18 protein-coding genes are annotated in these 15,592 nt (G+C 61.2%); 10 read left to right on the top strand and 8 right to left on the bottom strand.

The genetic code is table 11. The features are described from left to right. Positions 1–25 precede the first annotated feature (25 nt). Complete coding sequence (locus IB249_RS04370; protein WP_192302273.1) at positions 26–391, top strand: 5-carboxymethyl-2-hydroxymuconate Delta-isomerase; 366 nt, start codon at positions 26–28, stop codon at positions 389–391. 3 nt (positions 392–394) lie between these two features. Here the strand turns inward: IB249_RS04370 and IB249_RS04365 are convergent, their stop codons facing one another. Continuing rightward, entirely contained in the window at positions 395–1,330 is a 936-nt protein-coding gene (locus IB249_RS04365; RefSeq protein ID WP_192302272.1) for a LysR family transcriptional regulator, read from the bottom strand. Positions 1,331–1,454: 124 nt separating this feature from the next. Further along, entirely contained in the window at positions 1,455–2,639 is a 1,185-nt protein-coding gene (locus tag IB249_RS04360; protein ID WP_192302271.1) for a cyanate transporter, read from the bottom strand. 421 nt (positions 2,640–3,060) lie between these two features. On the opposite strand from IB249_RS04360, the gene IB249_RS04355 reads away from it, so the two are divergent. The 6 genes from IB249_RS04355 to IB249_RS04330 all read left to right on the top strand — a co-directional run bounded on the left by IB249_RS04355 (position 3,061) and on the right by IB249_RS04330 (position 9,595). Next, complete coding sequence (locus IB249_RS04355) at positions 3,061–4,443, top strand: glutamine synthetase family protein (protein WP_192302270.1); 1,383 nt, start codon at positions 3,061–3,063, stop codon at positions 4,441–4,443. A 168-nt stretch (positions 4,444–4,611) separates the two neighbouring features. Continuing rightward, positions 4,612–6,261 (top strand): phosphoethanolamine transferase, encoded by a 1,650-nt coding sequence (locus tag IB249_RS04350; RefSeq protein WP_192302269.1) that lies wholly within the window; start codon positions 4,612–4,614, stop codon positions 6,259–6,261. 75 nt (positions 6,262–6,336) lie between these two features. Continuing rightward, positions 6,337–6,996 carry a class I SAM-dependent methyltransferase gene (locus IB249_RS04345; RefSeq protein WP_192302268.1) on the top strand — a complete coding sequence of 220 codons (660 nt, stop codon included), beginning with the start codon at positions 6,337–6,339 and terminating at the stop codon, positions 6,994–6,996. A 123-nt stretch (positions 6,997–7,119) separates the two neighbouring features. Then, positions 7,120–8,253: a ribonuclease D gene (gene rnd, locus IB249_RS04340; RefSeq protein ID WP_192302267.1), complete on the top strand. Its 1,134-nt coding sequence runs from the start codon at positions 7,120–7,122 to the stop codon at positions 8,251–8,253. Next, positions 8,250–8,543 (top strand): YcgL domain-containing protein, encoded by a 294-nt coding sequence (locus tag IB249_RS04335; RefSeq protein WP_015093929.1) that lies wholly within the window; start codon positions 8,250–8,252, stop codon positions 8,541–8,543. Before rnd ends, IB249_RS04335 begins: the two co-directional genes overlap by 4 nt. A 119-nt stretch (positions 8,544–8,662) precedes the next feature. Then, positions 8,663–9,595, top strand: coding sequence for a D-2-hydroxyacid dehydrogenase (locus IB249_RS04330; protein WP_192302266.1), 933 nt, complete (start codon positions 8,663–8,665; stop codon positions 9,593–9,595). A gap of 126 nt (positions 9,596–9,721) precedes the next feature. Here the strand turns inward: IB249_RS04330 and IB249_RS04325 are convergent, their stop codons facing one another. Beyond that, positions 9,722–10,315, bottom strand: coding sequence for a nitroreductase family protein (locus IB249_RS04325; RefSeq protein WP_192302265.1), 594 nt, complete (start codon positions 10,313–10,315; stop codon positions 9,722–9,724). Between the two features lie 273 nt (positions 10,316–10,588). Here IB249_RS04325 and IB249_RS04320 point away from each other — a divergent pair, with 273 nt between their 5' ends. After that, positions 10,589–11,038 (top strand): YcgN family cysteine cluster protein, encoded by a 450-nt coding sequence (locus IB249_RS04320; protein ID WP_192302264.1) that lies wholly within the window; start codon positions 10,589–10,591, stop codon positions 11,036–11,038. 18 nt (positions 11,039–11,056) lie between these two features. After that, positions 11,057–12,286, top strand: coding sequence for a hypothetical protein (locus IB249_RS04315; protein WP_192302263.1), 1,230 nt, complete (start codon positions 11,057–11,059; stop codon positions 12,284–12,286). Positions 12,287–12,387: 101 nt separating this feature from the next. Here IB249_RS04315 and IB249_RS04310 read toward each other — a convergent pair whose 3' ends face one another. From IB249_RS04310 to IB249_RS04295, 4 genes are all read right to left on the bottom strand, one after another. Next, positions 12,388–12,765: a DUF2892 domain-containing protein gene (locus tag IB249_RS04310; protein WP_192302262.1), complete on the bottom strand. Its 378-nt coding sequence runs from the start codon at positions 12,763–12,765 to the stop codon at positions 12,388–12,390. Positions 12,766–12,853: 88 nt separating this feature from the next. Further along, entirely contained in the window at positions 12,854–13,324 is a 471-nt protein-coding gene (locus IB249_RS04305) for an RNA methyltransferase (protein WP_095171660.1), read from the bottom strand. 191 nt (positions 13,325–13,515) lie between these two features. After that, positions 13,516–13,887, bottom strand: coding sequence for a YajD family HNH nuclease (locus tag IB249_RS04300; RefSeq protein WP_007944009.1), 372 nt, complete (start codon positions 13,885–13,887; stop codon positions 13,516–13,518). Between the two features lie 48 nt (positions 13,888–13,935). Next, complete coding sequence (locus IB249_RS04295; RefSeq protein WP_192302261.1) at positions 13,936–14,622, bottom strand: spermidine synthase; 687 nt, start codon at positions 14,620–14,622, stop codon at positions 13,936–13,938. A gap of 92 nt (positions 14,623–14,714) precedes the next feature. On the opposite strand from IB249_RS04295, the gene IB249_RS04290 reads away from it, so the two are divergent. Continuing rightward, complete coding sequence (locus IB249_RS04290) at positions 14,715–15,008, top strand: hypothetical protein (protein ID WP_192302260.1); 294 nt, start codon at positions 14,715–14,717, stop codon at positions 15,006–15,008. On the opposite strand, the gene IB249_RS04285 is transcribed toward IB249_RS04290, so the two are convergent. Beyond that, positions 15,005–15,478: a Crp/Fnr family transcriptional regulator gene (locus IB249_RS04285; RefSeq protein WP_192302259.1), complete on the bottom strand. Its 474-nt coding sequence runs from the start codon at positions 15,476–15,478 to the stop codon at positions 15,005–15,007. The two genes, IB249_RS04290 and IB249_RS04285, sit on opposite strands and share 4 nt — an antisense overlap. Between the last annotated feature and the right edge of the window lie 114 nt (positions 15,479–15,592).

Here is a 15,592-nt window from a genome sequence, read left to right as displayed (position 1 = left end):
TCCCTTTTACCTCAGGAACCACGTCATGCCTCACCTGCACATGGAATACACCGCCAACCTGCCTGAGCTGAATGCCGATGTGGCGCTGCTGCGGTTCAACAATGCGCTGGTGGCTTCCGGTCAGTTCGCGGCCGAATCCGACATCAAGGCCCGCGCGGTGAAGGTCGAGACCTTCAAGGTCGGCACCGCCTTGAACGAGCGTGCGTTCGTGTACGTCAACCTGGCGCTGTTGAGTGGCCGCTCGCCGCAGATCAAGAAGCAGTTGTCGGAAAGCCTGCTGGCGGTACTGCAGGACCTGTGTCAGTGGCCAGCCGGTGTGGAAGTCCAGTTGGCAGTGGAAATTGTCGACATGGATCGCGAGTCCTACAGCAAGGTCCTGATCAACAACTGAGTTTCAACGCAGGCGATGCTCGGCGCAGGCCTGCACTACCTGCTCGCGAAACCATGTATTGGCACCGTCCTGCTCGGCGTGCGGGCTCCACTGCATGTCGAGGGTGAAGCCCGGCAGGCCTTCGGGCGCTTCGCGGTGAGTGAAAGCGCCTTCGCTGGCGAGCAACCGCTGGATTCGACGGGGCATCGCAAGGATGTAGTCGGTGCCGACAATCAACTTCAATGCCGCCCCGTAGCTGTTGGCCCGCGCGACGATGTGCCGTGCCTGCGCCTGTTTTGCCAGCCAGCCGTCCACCATGTTGGTGCTGGAGATCCACGGGGTCGGAAACACGTGCCGGCGCTGGGCAAAGGTTTGCAGGCTCAAGCGCGGTTCAAGGGGCGCCGCATCCTTGTCGAAGACGCAGACCAGTTGGTCCTCCAGCAATGTCCTGAAGTGCAAGTCGGGAGGCTGGTGATGGAAGTTCGGACCGAAGCCAATCACCAGATTAACACTGCCGTCGCGCAACGCATCGGCCGGGATATCGCTTTCGAGTTTTTGCACATTGATCACCACCGGTAATGCCGCCGCGTCAAAACGCTTCAACAGGCATGGCAGGATCAGTTGCTCGAAATATTCCGGTGCGCAAAGGTTGAAGGTGGCGACCCCTCCGGCGGGATCGAAGGCCGGTACGGGGGCATGGCACAGGTTGATGCTTTCGAGGATCTTCAGCACGTGGGTGTACATGCTGCTGGCTTTGCAGGTGGGCCGCATACCAGTGCGGGTATTGATGAACAACTCGTCGGTAAAACCGGTGCGCAGTTTTTTCAGGCAATAGCTCACGGTGGACTGGCTGATGCAGAGCGCCTCGGAAACATCGGTGACGCTGTTACGCTCGTACAGGGCGATAAACACCATGAGGTCCTGCATATCGAGTTTTCGAAGCAAGTTACTGTTCAGCATCCATTCTTCTCACTGTGATCCTTGCGCTGACCGAGCGCAAACTCGTGCGAAGGATCCTAGCGGAACGGTGGTGCCGAGAGAATGGCCTATAGGGGGTTTCGCTGTCTTGGCAGGCGCGCACTGGTCAGCGAATGTGGCGCGCGTAATCCCGTGGGTTGAAACGCAGGATCATCATCAGCATCAACAGCATGACGCCGGTGAGTGACCACCAAGCCCATTCGAAACTGCCCAACCGATCGCGGATCATGCCGGCGATCAGCGGCGACAGGCCGGCGATCAGGTAGCCGATGCCTTGGACGAAGGCGGTCAGGGCACCTGCCCGTTGCGGGTTGTCCAGGTGATCCAGCGAGACGATCAGGCTCATCGGGAACAGTCCGCCGATGCCCAGTCCGAGCAGGCACGGCCACAACAGGCTCAGGTGTTGCGGGCTGAGGATCAGGCCGAGAAAACCAGCGATGATCAACACCAGCAGGGCGGCCAGCACCCCGCGTCGATCACGGCTGCGATTGGCGATCATGGGCGTCAGCAGACCTGAAACCACTTCCATGGCTGTCAGGAAGCCGAGCAGTAATCCGCCATTCTGTTCACTCCAGCCCTTTTCCACGTAATAGGGTGCCAGCCAGGCCAGCACACAGGTGTAGGACGCAGTCCCCAAGCCAAAGAAGATTGCCAGCAACCAGGCGCGGGAACTGGCGAAGAATGAGCCGTTTCGTTGCGTTTGAATGGGCAACGTTGGCAGCGTCGAGCGCTGGCCCCACCAGCACAGCAACGCCGCCAAGGCCAATATTGCCCAGATCGCCAGGCCCGTGCGCCAGCTATCGGTGTGCGTCATCACCAGCGGGGCAAACGAGGCGGCAATCGCGGCGCCGCCCATGATCGACGTCACGTACAACCCCATGCACACAGCAACGTGTTCGCTGAACCGAGCCTTGATCAACGCCGGCATCAATGCCTGGATCAGCGCGATGCCGACGCCGGCCAGCACGGCGCTGAGGATCAGTTCGAGCGCGGAGTCGAGGAACAGGCGTGATACCGTCGCCAGTCCGATGATCAGCAGCGACACCACCACGGTGCGTTGTGCGCCCAGCCATTGGCTGATGCGCAGGCCGAAGAACATCGCCAGTCCCATGGCCATCACCGGTAGCATGGTCAGCAGCGAGGCCAGGCTGAAGCTCAGGGCGATGTCGCCACGTATTGTCTTGAGCAGCGGACCTACGGCCGCCATGGAGGGGCGCAGGTTCAGCGCGACGAGCATGATAGTGCACATCAGCAGAAGGGCGGGGCGCGAGAGGGTGCGAATGTTTTCCATGGTCGAACCTCGATGGGCGAGGGGGAATTACAAGTGCCAGGGGCGGAGTTCGCAAATCAGAAAGTCCGGGGTGCTATTTAGAAATTAAATAGTGGCCACACAAAACCCTGCTACCCACGAGGCTTAGCGATGCACCCTGAATGTTTAGCCAACCCAGACCCGAAGTTCTTCAAATCCCGATTTAACGACTTATCCCGCCGTGTGACGCTGCTGCCATCTGTTCACTGCGGTCTACTCTATGGACGATTGTCCGGTCGCACTCCCTTCTGAACTTGCCTTCTGGGCGTTGTGGCACTGTCGTCACGCGCGCCCGCCGGATTCCTGCCTTTCCCGTTGATGATCCTGACAGGTCCTGGGCTATCCCCCGGATCAAATCGGCAGCGCCTGCGCGTTTGCCTGACGCGGAAACAAGAGAATTCCCATGAGTTGTGCCACGACATCCTTCGCCTCCCCGCAAGAAGCCCTGACTTTTCTGCAACAGAACCCGGATATCGAGATGTTCGAGTTGTTCATCCTCGACAACAACGGTGTGCCCCGGGGCAAGTTGCTGCACCGCGATGAGTTGCTGGCGGTGTACGAAAGCGGGCGCCCCTTGCCCAGCACGATCCTCGGCCTGACCATCAACGGTGATGACGTGGAAAATTCCGGGCTGGTCTGGGATGTCGGTGATATCGATTGCCGTGCTTACCCGCTCAGCGGCAGCCTGACGCGCATGCCGTGGCGTCTGATGCCGACGGCGGCGGTGCAGGTCAGCATGCATCCGACGCAGGGCATGCCGGCGACGATCGCCGACCCCCGGCACTTGTTGGCGAAGGTGATCGAAGGCCTGCAAGCCGACGGTTATTACCCGGTGATGGCGGCGGAACTGGAGTTCTACCTGCTGGACCAGCAGCGCGACAGCCACGGCCGGCCGCAGCCGGCGCGGGATGTCGATGGCGGTCGTCCCCGGGGCACACAGGTCTACGGTCTGCGCGAACTGGAGCAGATCGAGCCATTCCTGGCCGATTTGTACAATGCCTGCAAACTCCAGGGCATTCCGGCACGCACGGCGATCTCCGAATACGCACCGGGGCAGGTTGAAATCACCCTCGAGCATCGCACCGATGCCCTGCAGGCGATGGACGAGGCCGTGCGCTACAAGCGTCTGGTCAAGGGCGTGGCGCACAAGCACGGGATGACGGCGTGCTTCATGGCCAAACCCTTCGATGATCTGGCCGGCACCGGCATGCACATGCACGTCAGCCTGGCCGACCGCGACGGTCACAACCTGTTTGCCAGCGAGGCCGCGGACGGTACGCCGCTGCTCAGGCACGCGGTGGGCGGCATGCTCAGCACCTTGCTCGATTCGTTGTTGCTGTTCTGCCCGAATGCCAACTCCTACCGACGGTTCCAGACCAACAGCTACGCGCCCCTGGCCGCCACCTGGGGCGTCGACAACCGCACCGTGAGTTTGCGCGTCCCGGGCGGCCCGGCGTTCTCGCGACACATCGAGCATCGCATCTGCGGCGCCGACGCCAATCCGTACCTGGCCGCTGCGGCGATCCTGGCCGGCATCCATCGCGGTATTCGCGAGCAGTCGGACCCGGGTGCGCCCGTGGAAGGCAACGGTTATGCCCAGGCCACGCACTTGTTGCCCACCGACTGGCTCACGACCTTGCGTGCACTGGAAGCTTCAAGTTGGGCGCGGGAAGCCTTTGGCGCGGAGTTTCTTGGGGTTTACCTTGCCGTCAAACGTGCCGAGTATCGGCAGTTCATGGGGGAGGTCGGAGAACAGGATTGGCGTTGGTACCTGAACCAGGCCTGAACCATTCTCAAATACTACTAAAGTTGTTGTAGAAGACGCTAAGCCAACTAATCGTTGGCTTCTTTTTCACAAAAAATTGATGGTTGTCTGCCTAAAGTTAGTGCTGTCGCGATAAATGAAATTTTCACATTTGTCGACGGCATTTCTTTCCAGGAACAGCCAATCATCATGTTGAAGTTAAAAGCCGTGCGCCCGGAGTGGGTGACACTGATTGCCAGCGCCTTTCTTTTGATCGGGTTCAACTCGGTACTGTGGCAGCACCTGTTTGAAATCACCGCGTCCGACGCCAAGGGTGTCGTCATGCGCGTGGCTTTCGGACTGATGATTCTGGCGGCCTTCAATATGGTGCTGACCCTTTTCGCTTTCCGTCCCGTCATGAAACCGTTGCTGACCCTGATTTTCATGATCAGCGCCAGCGTGGCGTATTTCATGAGTCAATACGGTGTGCTGATGGACACCGGCATGTTGCGTAACTTCGTGCAGACCAATGCCACGGAAGTGCGTGATTTACTCTCGGTTAAGTTGTTTATTTATATTGTTTTGCTCGGCGTATTACCGTCCTGGTTGTTGTGGAAGACACCCGTTAATTATCGTCGCTGGCACCGCGAGTTAATCAGTAAGTTGTTGGTGGGTGTTGCCTCGGTTGCGGTGATTGGCGGTGTTGCACTGGGTAATTATCAGGGGCTGTCATCGTTGTTCCGCAATCATCATGAATTGCGTTTGATGGTGGTACCCAGTAATTACGTGGGCGCCTCGTTCAGTTACTTGCTCGAACAAGTCGCTTCAGCCCAGCAGCCCTTCGTCAGGATTGGCGAAGACGCCGAGAGAAATCCGGTGTGGCAGCCCCACGGCCGCAAATCCCTGACCGTGCTGGTCGTGGGCGAAAGCGCCCGGGCCGAAAATTTTGGCGTGCTGGGCTACCACCGCGACACCACCCCTCAACTGGACAAGGAAGCGGGCCTGATCGCCTTCACCGATGTGCATTCCTGCGGCACGGAAACCGCCGTCTCGGTGCCGTGCATGTTTTCCAACATGGGCCGCAAGGACTACAACGCCAGCAAGGCAAAGAATGAAGAGGGGCTGCTGGACGTGCTCAAGCGTGCAGGGCTCGACGTGATCTGGCGGGATAACCAGTCGGGCTGCAAAGGCACGTGCGATCGGGTCACCCTCGAGGACGTCAGTAATTTGAAGGACCCGGCACTGTGCGCCAACAGCGAATGCCGGGATGAGATTCTCCTGCAGGGTTTGCAGCACTTCATCGATAACCTGGACAAGGACACCGTGCTGGTGCTGCACCAGATGGGCAGTCACGGGCCCGAGTATTTCAAGCGCTATCCAAAGGAGTACGAGCGATTCACTCCGGTTTGCGAGAGTAATGCCCTCAACAATTGCAGTCGCGAAAGTATCGTCAATGGTTACGACAATACGCTGGTGTACACCGACCATGTGCTGTCGACCCTGATCGACCTGCTGCGCAGCAACCAGGACAAGGTCGATACCGCGATGTTGTACCTGTCGGACCACGGCGAGTCCCTGGGCGAGTACAACCTGTTCCTCCACGGCACGCCTTACATGATGGCGCCCGATCAGCAAAAGCATGTCGCGATGCTCGCCTGGTTTTCCGACAGTTATCAGAAGTCGTTCTCGGTGGACACCCATTGCCTGCAACTGAGCCGTGAAAAGCCGTTGAGCCAGGACAACCTGTTCCATTCGATGCTCGGTTTGCTGGAGGTCAGCAGCAAGGTCTACAACCAGGACCTGGATATGTTCGCCGGTTGTCGCGGTGCGGTGATCGACGGTGTGTTGGCCAAGGAGTAAGGGCTTCGACCTTTTTTTGACCTGCCGGCCGTTAACGTGCGTTCCGCCAGACTATTCCTACAAGAGCCTTTGCACATGTCCGCGCAGTCCCCCTCCACCATTGAGCTTGAGTTCGCCCGGCGCCACGAGGAGGAGCATGCGCGCGTCTGCCTGCAGCCGCATCCCCGTGGCTTCGGCGGACGCCTGGCGTTCTGGCGCGACGAGCAGTTGGTGCGCAATGCGCTCAAGGTGGCGGGCGAACCGGGATTGATGCTGGATGTCGCCTGCGGGGCCGGGCGCTTCTGGCCGGTGCTGGCGGAGCATGCGAACCGGGTGATTCTGGCGTCCGATCCGTCGCGGGAGATGCTCGACCATGCGCCGATCCATCACTCGCAACAGGTGTTGAAACGCATCAAGACTTTTCAGGGTTCGGCGTTCACCCTCGGCTTGTCGGCGAACGCGGTGGACTGCATTTTCTGCATGCAGCTGTATCAACACATCGCCAGTCCAGAGCATCGTCTGGCCATCCTCCGGGAGTTCCATCGGGTCAGTCGCGATACGGTGATTGTGGCGGTGCAGATCGATGCCCGTTTGAAGCGCCGGCCATCGACACAGGGCTCTGGGGCCCGACCATTGGTCAACAAGGCTGAAGTGGAGGCCGAATTCCGGCAGGCCGGCTTCACTCTGCTCAGTCATCAGGACTTCCTGCCGGGTTGCGTGTGCAAGCGCGTCTACGTCTTGCGTAAGACCTTGTAACCTCCCTCCATCAGACAATTCTTGCCTTCAAGCAGGTTTTTTCGTTAAAGCTCTTGTTTAGCGGATGCGCGGAAATCGCCGGGGGCGATATATACTGCGCGCCATTCTTCAAGGGAGAGCCGTGTGGCCATCGATATTCACTGGATTCGCGACAACGATAGCCTCGCCCGGTTTTGTGCCGAGTGGCAGCAGCTGCCCTACGTTGCCCTCGACACCGAGTTCATGCGGGTCGACACCTTTTATCCGATTGCCGGCCTGTTGCAGGTTGGCGACGGCGTGCGCGCTTACCTGATCGATCCGCTGACCATCGACCGCTGGCAACCCCTGGCTGCCTTGCTGGAAAACCCGGCCGTGGTCAAGGTGCTCCATGCCTGCAGCGAAGACCTCGAAGTGCTGTTGCGCCTGACCGGCAGCCTGCCGGCGCCGCTGTTCGACACGCAACTGGCCGCCGCCTACCTGAACCTCGGCTTTTCCATGGGTTACTCGCGCCTGGTGCAGGAAGTGCTGGGCATCGAACTGCCCAAGGGCGAAACCCGTTCCGACTGGCTGCAACGTCCGCTGTCGGACACCCAGATCAGCTACGCCGCTGAAGATGCCTTGCACCTTGCAGAAGTTTTCGTACAACTGCGTCCCAAGCTGTCTGACGACAAATACGCCTGGGTCCTGGAAGACGGCGCCGAGCTGGTGGCCAACCTGCGGCGCGAAATCGATCCCTATGAGGTTTATCGCGACGCCAAGCTGGCCTGGAAGCTTTCCAGGGCCCAGCTCGCCGTGCTGCGTGAACTCTGCGCCTGGCGCGAGCGCGAGGCCCGCGCCCGCGACCTGCCGCGCAATCGCATCATCCGCGAACATTCCCTGTGGCCGCTGGCGCGTACGCAGCCGGACAACCTCGCGGCGCTGGGTAAAATCGAAGACATGCACCCGCGCACCGTGCGCCAGGATGGCGAGTTCCTGCTGGATCTGATCAAGCGCTCCGGCAGCGTGTCGCCCGATCAGTGGCCGCCTGCCGTGCCGGAGCCGCTGCCCGTGGATGCCGCCGCGCTGATCAAGCAGTTGCGCGCCCTCGGCCAGGCCGAAGCCGAGCGACTGAACATTGCGCCGGAACTGATGCTGCGCAAGAAAACCCTGGAAGCCCTGCTCAAGAGCGGCTTCCCCAACGGTCCCTACCAATTGCCTGATTCGCTGCGTGGCTGGCGCCGCGAATTGATGGGCCAGGCCTTGCTCGACAGCCTGGCCACCCCCGGAGAACAGCCTTGAAACGTATTTGCTCGATCTACCGCAGTTCGAAGAGAAACGAGATGTACCTCTATGTGCTCAAGAGTGACGCCCTGGAGCGTGTGCCGGAACCGCTGATGGCGGCCTTCGGCAAGGCCATCCACGCGTTCGATCTGGTGCTGAGCCCCGAGCGCAAGCTGTCGCGCGAAGACATCGCGGTGGTCCTGGAAAACCTTGAGAAGCAGGGCTACCACCTGCAGATGCCGCCGGCCGAAGACGAGTACATCGAACACTTGCCGGAAGAATTGTTGCGGCGCAACGACCCGGTCTGACCGGCAGACAGGCTCTGTTCAGAGTCGGCGTGAAATACTGGAATGATTTTGGCGATGGCCAGGCCGGGAAGCGAGACTTCCCCGGCGGCCGTTTGCACTGCTTTTGAAAGGTTTGAACCATGCGCGTTCTGATTGCCGAACACGACTACGCTGTATACGCCCAACTGTTGCGCCAGGCCGCGCCTGAACTGGAAGTGCTCACCAGCGGTGACTCCGCCGAACTGGCCCGTCAGGCCGCCGATTGCCCGATCTGGCTGGGCCAGCCGGACCTGCTGGCCACCCTGCTGCGTCAGGGCCACCAGCCGCAGTGGTTGCAGTCGACCTGGGCCGGTATCACGCCACTGCTGGCCGACGGACTGACACGGCACTATCGCCTGACGCGCGCGGTGGGGATTTTCGGTCAGGTCATGGCCGAATACGTGCTGACCTACATGCTCGGCCATGAACGTGAAGTGCTACCGCGCCTGGTCAGCCAGGTCGAGCGCAAATGGGACAGCCGCCAGGGCCAGAGCCTGGCGGGACGCAAGGTGTTGATCGTCGGCACCGGCGATATTGGCCAGACCGTCGCGCAGTTTCTGCTGCCGTTCGGGGTCCAGTTGTATGGCATCGCCAGCGAAGCCCGGGTACAGGCCCCGTTTGTCGAAGTGGCCACGCTGGCAGACTTGCCGCGCCTGGTGGGTGAAGTGGATTACGTAATCAACCTGCTGCCGAACACGCCGACGACCCATGACCTGTACGACGCCGCGCTGTTCAGGCAATTCAAGTCGACGGGCCTGTTCATCAACGCCGGACGCGGAGTGGCGGTGGTCGACGCTGACCTGGTGGAAGCCTTGAAGGAAGGGCATCTGGCGGGGGCGGTGATCGATGTCTGCCGCCAGGAGCCGTTGCCGCAACGCCACCCGTTCTGGACGGCCTGGGGCTTGCTGCTGACGGGGCACAGCTCGGCGCCGACTTCGCCGACGATGATGGTGCAACTGTTCGTCGAGAACCTGCGGGCGTATCACGCCGGCGAGGCGCTGCGCGGGGAAGTGGATTTCGATCGAGGTTATTGACACCACCCTGATCAAACTGTGGGAGCGAGCCTGCTCGCGATAACGGCGTATCAGACGATGAAAGTGTCGACTGACAGGTCCTCATCGCGAGCTGGCTCGCTCCCACAATGGAAATCGCGCTATGGCTCAGAGGCTGAAATCGCCTTCGGCAACCGTTTCACTCAACGGCCGGCGCGGGCTGGGCGTTTCGCGCGCTTGCAGGTAGTCCGCCAGCGTCGCCTTGTCGCCGAGCTTGCCCACCGCAACGGCGGCGTGCAGCGCGTAACCTTCAGGAATGTTCAGCTCCTTGCGGGTCAGTTCCTGGTCGAAACCGGCCATGCCGTGGGTGTGCCAGCCACTGAGGCTCGCTTGCAACGCCAGATGACCCCAGGCCGAACCGGTGTCGAAGGTGTGCCACAAGGCCGGGGTTTCTTCCGTGGCGCCGGGCGCGACGAAGGTGGTCTTGGAGATCACGATCACCAGCGCCGAGGCGTGTTGTGCCCAGCTGCGGTTGAATTCGTTGAGCAGGCCCAGGTAACGCTCCCAGTTTGGCGTGTCGCGACGCGCATACAGGAAGCGCCATGGCTGCGAGTTGTAGGCCGATGGCGCCCAGCGTGCGGCTTCGAAGAAGCTCAGCAGGGTTTCTTCGGGGATGGCTTCGCCGGTGAAGGCACGGGGCGACCAGCGATCGGTGAATTGCGGGTGGATGGCATAATCGGCAACGCGTGGATTGGCACTCATGCGGAGATTCCTTGCGGTCAAAGAGTCGATTTAAAACCGGCGGGCACAGGTTGGCTGGGCGATGGGTTTTTTCATGGGCCTGGCATTTCATCTGAATGCAACGCGGTCGGGCGTTCATGGCACGCAGTGCTTGGCTCCTTGCGACTGGCAAAGCTACTTGGCGACGCATTAACTGACAAGTCCCGTTCTACCGGCAGTCGCCAATGCTTGGCCGGCGGGGCGCCGGGCACTAGACTGGCGGCCTTTTCACCACCTGATGTTGATGCTCGAGCCATGGCCGCCAAAGTCGAACCGTTCTGGATACGCAAAACCCTCGATCAACTCGATCAGGAGGAATGGGAATCGCTGTGCGACGGTTGCGGGCTGTGCTGCCTGCAAAAGCTCGAGGATGAGGACGACAACAGCGTCTACTACACACGCATCGCCTGTAAATTGCTGGACCTGAAAACCTGCCAGTGCAGCGATTACCCCAACCGTCGCGAATTCGTGCCGGACTGCATTCAACTCACGCCCGGCAAGGCCGATGAGTTCAAGTGGCTGCCGCCGACCTGCGGTTATCGTCTGGTCAGTGAAGGCAAGGACCTGCCGCTCTGGCATCACCTGGTGTGCGGTGATCGCGATGCCGTGCACCACGAACGCATTTCCCAGTCCGGGCGCATGCTCGCCGAAGGCAGCGTGGCCGAAGAGGATTGGGAAGATCATCTGATTTTCCGCGCAGGTTAGTTTCAACAAGGAGTGTGTATGGCTGTGGGATTGCGCCTGGCGCTGGCCGTCGGGCTGGTGGCCCTGAGTTCGTCGGTGTGGGCGGCGAAGAAAGTCGATCTGGATTATCACGTGCGCCTGCTGCCGCAAAGCGATCAGGCTGAAGTGCGCCTGACCCTGGCCCAGGGCTCGGCGGTGCGCAGCCTGGATTTCGACCTCGGTGACGGCAATCGTTACAGCGACTTCCAGGCCGACGGCAATTGGCAGCTCACACCCGGCAAGCCGACTCGCGGCATCTGGCGCCCGGCGGCGGACAAAGCCAGCCTGACCTATCGCGTACGCGTCAGCCACAGCCGCAAGAATGGCAGCTTCGACACGCGCATGACGCCGGGCTGGGCGCTGATGCGGGGTGACGATCTGGTGCCCGCCGCGAGGCTCGATCAGCAGGATGGCATCGAGTTGGTGTCACGCCTTGAGTTCGAGTTGCCCAATGGCTGGAAAAGCGTCGAAACCGCCTGGCCGCGCATCGGCAAGAACAAGTTCCGCATCGACAACGTCTCGCGCCTGTTCGATCGGCCCACGGGCTGGATGCTCGCCGGCCACCTTGGCAGCCGTCGCACCCGTCTGGGGGAAACCGAAGTCACCGTGGCCTCGCCGAAGGGGCAGGGCATGCACCGCATGGATGTGCTGACACTGCTGACGTTCGTCTGGCCGCAGGTGCAGGCGGTGTTCCCGCGGCATCCCGCCAAACTGCTGATCGTCGGGGCCAATGACCCGATGTGGCGCGGCAGCCTGGCGGCGCGGGAATCGATCTACCTCAATACCCGTCTGCCGCTGGTCAGCGAAAGCGGCAGCAGCGCGCTCGTGCGGGAGTTGGCCCAACTGTTCGGGCGCGTCAACGATACGCAACGCAGCGACTGGATCAGCGAAGGGCTGGCCGAGTACTACGCGATCGAGCTGGTGCGGCGCGCCGGGGGGATGAGTGACGAGCGTTATGAAAACCTGCATGGCAAGCTGGTCAAGGACAGCCAGAAAGTCACCACCTTGCGTGACGCCCAGGCCAGCCCGGCGCAGGTGGCCAAGGCGGTGTTGTTGCTGCAAGAGCTGGATCGCGAGATTCGCCTGAAAACCCGCAACAAGCGCTCGCTGGACGATGTGATGCGTGGGGCGATGCGGTTGGAGAGTGTGAATACCCGGGACTTTGTGCAACTGGCCGAAAGCGTGATCGGCGAGTCATCCAGAGTGCTCAATACCGAGTTGCTTCAGTAACACCGCTATCGCGAGCAGTCTCGCTCCCACAAGGACGACGCATCACCTGTGGGAGCGAGACTGCTCGCGATGAGGCCATTAGCCCCAGCGTACAGTCAGGCTCAAACCCCGGCTTTAGGCGACTTCAACGAATCATTGCCGGTCACGGTCGCCGTGCTGGTCGCCGCTTCGGCATTCGCTTTCAATCGCCCCAGCTCTTCCCCGGCACGTTCGATCTTCGCTCGCACGTTGTTCATGTCCTGGCGGCTTTTCTCCAGCAGGCTTTTGGCCGAACTGTGACCGGTGATGCCCCGGGCCAGTGCCACGCCGCCGATGGCCACCTGGATCAGGCCGAAAATACCGCCGCGACGCAGGCCCTTGCCGACCATCACCACGCCGCCCGCCAGCGAGCCGAGGCGTTCCCAGCCGTGGACGTTGTGCTCGGAAGGGCTCTGGAACGGAGTGGTTTCGATACGCTCCACGCGTTTGAGTTGGCTCATGATCTGTCTCCTGGCGCAAATGACTGCTTCGATGGATATTTAAGCTGACTGCCGAGGCAGGCGGCTTGTTCCATCGGATGTGGGCGGTTCAGCGAAATTTCGGCCCGGAGCGGGTGTTCAGGCCCTTGGCCATGCGGTCGTAGAGCACAACATTGACCGTGGCGGCGAGGTTCATACAGCCGGTGGTCGGGATGTAGACCACGTCTTCGCACCAGTCCCGAATCTCCTTGTCCAGCGAGCCGTCCTCGGGGCCGAAGATATACAGCGCGCGATCCGGGTGGGTGTATTCGGGCAACGAGCGGGCACCTTCGACCAGCTCCACGGCGACCGGGACGCAGCCCAGCGGCAAGATCTTTTTCAGGTCGTCGATGCCGATCAGCGGGATGTCGTAGTGCACGCGCTTGGTGTCGGTGACGAAATCGGCGGCGCGTTCATAACGCTTGCCGGTGTAGAACACGGACGCCACGCCATAGCAGCCGGCGGCGCGCATGACCGAGCCGACGTTTTCCGGTGATTTGGGGTTATACAAACCAATGCAGCTGTACCGTTTGTCTGCCACGAGCGGAGTGCCTTCGGGAAAAAACGGCGATTATACGGGGAATGGGGCAGGGCGGCGGGTCTGATGTTTTTTGCCGTCTGTGCCGGCGTCATCGCGAGCAGGCTCGCTCCCACAGGGGCATGGGTGTAACGGAGCCAGTGTGGAAGCGGGCCTGCTCGCGATGGGGCCAGTAACGGCCCCAAAAAACAGCCTCAGTCTTCCTTCTTCATCAACCCGGCCAACGCCGCAAAGGGGTTGTGCGTGGCCTTGGCGATCTTCGGCGTGCTCAGCGAGCCTTCGCCGAAATACTGCTGGTCGGTGTAGCGCGAGTGTTCGTTGTCGTGGCAGTACAGGCACAACAGCTCCCAGTTCGAGCCGTCCTGCGGGTTGTTGTCGTGGTTGTGGTCGCGGTGGTGCACGGTCAGTTCGCTCAGGCGCTTGCCGGAAAATTCACGGGCGCAGCGGCCGCACACGTGCGGGTACATCTTCAGGGCCTTGTCGCGATAACCCATTTCCTTGTCGCGCTGGTTGTCGGCGAGGATGCGGTCCAGCTTCGACGTGTTGGTGGGGGTGGACGAACTCATGGGTTCACCTTTGTAAAAGACTGATGACGGTTAGGCTCGCAGTTTAGCTCAGCCCTTGAGCTTCTCGGCAATCCAGATGGTGTGGCGGGTGCCTTTGTTGCCGTGGGCGAAGACCTGGACTTCTTCGGCCTTGAATCCGGCCTTCTTCAGTTTGTCGGAAAACTGCCGGTCGGCGCTGGCCGACCAGACGGCCAGCACGCCTTTTGGCCGCAAGGCCTTGGCGCAGGCACTCAGGCCGCCGGCCGAGTAGAGCCAACTGTTGGCGCGCTGGGTCAGGCCTTCGGGCCCGTTGTCGACGTCGAGCATGATGGCGTCGAACCCTTGCGGCTCGGCTTGCAGCACCTTGGCCACGTCTTCCATGCGAATCACTGTACGTGGATCCTGCAACGGGTTGCCGGCTTTCTCGCCCAGCGGCCCGCGATTCCACTCGACCACGCCGGGCACCAGTTCGGCGACCACCACCTCGGCGCCCTTGCCCAGATGCTTCAGGGCCGAAGCGAGGGTGAAGCCCATGCCCAGGCCACCGATCAGTACCCGCGAGTTCGGACGCCCGGCAACCTTGCGGCAGGGGATCTCGGCCAGGGCATCTTCGGAACCGTGCATGCGCGTGTTCATCAGCTGGCCACCATCACCGCCCTGGATCTTGATGACAAAATCCTCGCCGTATTCGAACAGGCACAGGGCACCGCCGTTGCCAGGGATTGGGGCGGTGTCGAGCAGGACGAAACGTTTCATGGGGATCTCTTGAGAAGATTGGGCAAAGGGGGAAGGCAAAGGTGCGTCGTTGGGAGTAGCCTGCAGGCAGACAACCTGTCAACGGAGCCCTGATGAAGCGCACCATTCTAACGGTCATTGCCCTGACCGCGCTCTCGATAACTGCAGCGTCGGCCCAGGAGCTGCAAACCATTCCGACCAGCCCGGCGCCGCTGCCCGGTTCGCCCGGTACCGCGACGCCGACACCTTACCCGCAGATCACCCCCAACAGCGTGCCCAAGGCCGGTCCGGGCAGCGGCGGGCCACCGCTGTTGCCACCGATCGACGTCCCCAGCCCGCCACCCAGGGACCAGCCCCTGCCGGGCCTTGAGCAGAACACCACGAAGAGCAAGTCGCCGGGGGGCTAGACCTGTTGCGAAAGCAGTTGCCCGTCGGCCATGCGCAAGCGCTTGGACAGGGACACGGCCAGGGCTCGGATGATCTTGGCGGCGATCTTCGGCGCGTCGTTGAGCATTTTTTCCAGTGAGTCCTTGCCCAGGTTGAGCAACTGGCAGTTGCTCGCGGCCACGCAGCTGGCGGAGCGGCGCTCACCGTCGAGCACCGCCATTTCGCCGAAGGCCCGGCCGCTGCGCAGGATGGTCATCGTCACCAGTTGCCCGTCGCTGTTGGTTTTCTGTACCGCGACCTGGCCGGTGTGAATGATGCACATGAAGCTGCCGGCATCGCCTTCGTGGAAAATCTCTTCGCCCTCGGCCACCGTGCTGATGCTGAAATAGCCTGACGCTGCCGCGAAGTCGGCGGGCTGCAATTGAGCGAACAGGCCGCAGTCCATCAGCCAGTCGCGAATTTCATTGTTCAGTAAGGTCGGTTCTGACATGTCGTGCGGTCTTTTTTGTTGTGTCTGTCGTGGCGGATCTTGATCGGCTTTTTTCTGGGAGCGAGCCTGCTCGCGATTGGGCCGTCTATTCAATACGAATGCGGGCTGTGCTGC

Source organism: Pseudomonas sp. PDM04 (genome assembly GCF_014851765.1).
Classification (GTDB): domain Bacteria; phylum Pseudomonadota; class Gammaproteobacteria; order Pseudomonadales; family Pseudomonadaceae; genus Aquipseudomonas.
Note: the sequence above shows the minus strand (reverse complement) of the source record. Positions and strands in the feature narration are given on the sequence as shown.

Coding starts and splice junctions, on each gene's coding strand:
- IB249_RS04310 (WP_192302262.1), bottom strand. CDS start 12,765: ATGAGCCAACTCAAACGCGTGGAGCGTATCGAAACCACTCCGTTCCAG.
- IB249_RS04285 (WP_192302259.1), bottom strand. CDS start 15,478: ATGTCAGAACCGACCTTACTGAACAATGAAATTCGCGACTGGCTGATG.
- IB249_RS04290 (WP_192302260.1), top strand. CDS start 14,715: ATGAAGCGCACCATTCTAACGGTCATTGCCCTGACCGCGCTCTCGATA.
- IB249_RS04350 (WP_192302269.1), top strand. CDS start 4,612: ATGTTGAAGTTAAAAGCCGTGCGCCCGGAGTGGGTGACACTGATTGCC.
- IB249_RS04360 (WP_192302271.1), bottom strand. CDS start 2,639: ATGGAAAACATTCGCACCCTCTCGCGCCCCGCCCTTCTGCTGATGTGC.
- IB249_RS04365 (WP_192302272.1), bottom strand. CDS start 1,330: ATGCTGAACAGTAACTTGCTTCGAAAACTCGATATGCAGGACCTCATG.
- IB249_RS04300 (WP_007944009.1), bottom strand. CDS start 13,887: ATGAGTTCGTCCACCCCCACCAACACGTCGAAGCTGGACCGCATCCTC.
- IB249_RS04315 (WP_192302263.1), top strand. CDS start 11,057: ATGGCTGTGGGATTGCGCCTGGCGCTGGCCGTCGGGCTGGTGGCCCTG.
- IB249_RS04325 (WP_192302265.1), bottom strand. CDS start 10,315: ATGAGTGCCAATCCACGCGTTGCCGATTATGCCATCCACCCGCAATTC.
- IB249_RS04330 (WP_192302266.1), top strand. CDS start 8,663: ATGCGCGTTCTGATTGCCGAACACGACTACGCTGTATACGCCCAACTG.
- IB249_RS04345 (WP_192302268.1), top strand. CDS start 6,337: ATGTCCGCGCAGTCCCCCTCCACCATTGAGCTTGAGTTCGCCCGGCGC.
- IB249_RS04295 (WP_192302261.1), bottom strand. CDS start 14,622: ATGAAACGTTTCGTCCTGCTCGACACCGCCCCAATCCCTGGCAACGGC.
- IB249_RS04355 (WP_192302270.1), top strand. CDS start 3,061: ATGAGTTGTGCCACGACATCCTTCGCCTCCCCGCAAGAAGCCCTGACT.
- IB249_RS04370 (WP_192302273.1), top strand. CDS start 26: ATGCCTCACCTGCACATGGAATACACCGCCAACCTGCCTGAGCTGAAT.
- IB249_RS04320 (WP_192302264.1), top strand. CDS start 10,589: ATGGCCGCCAAAGTCGAACCGTTCTGGATACGCAAAACCCTCGATCAA.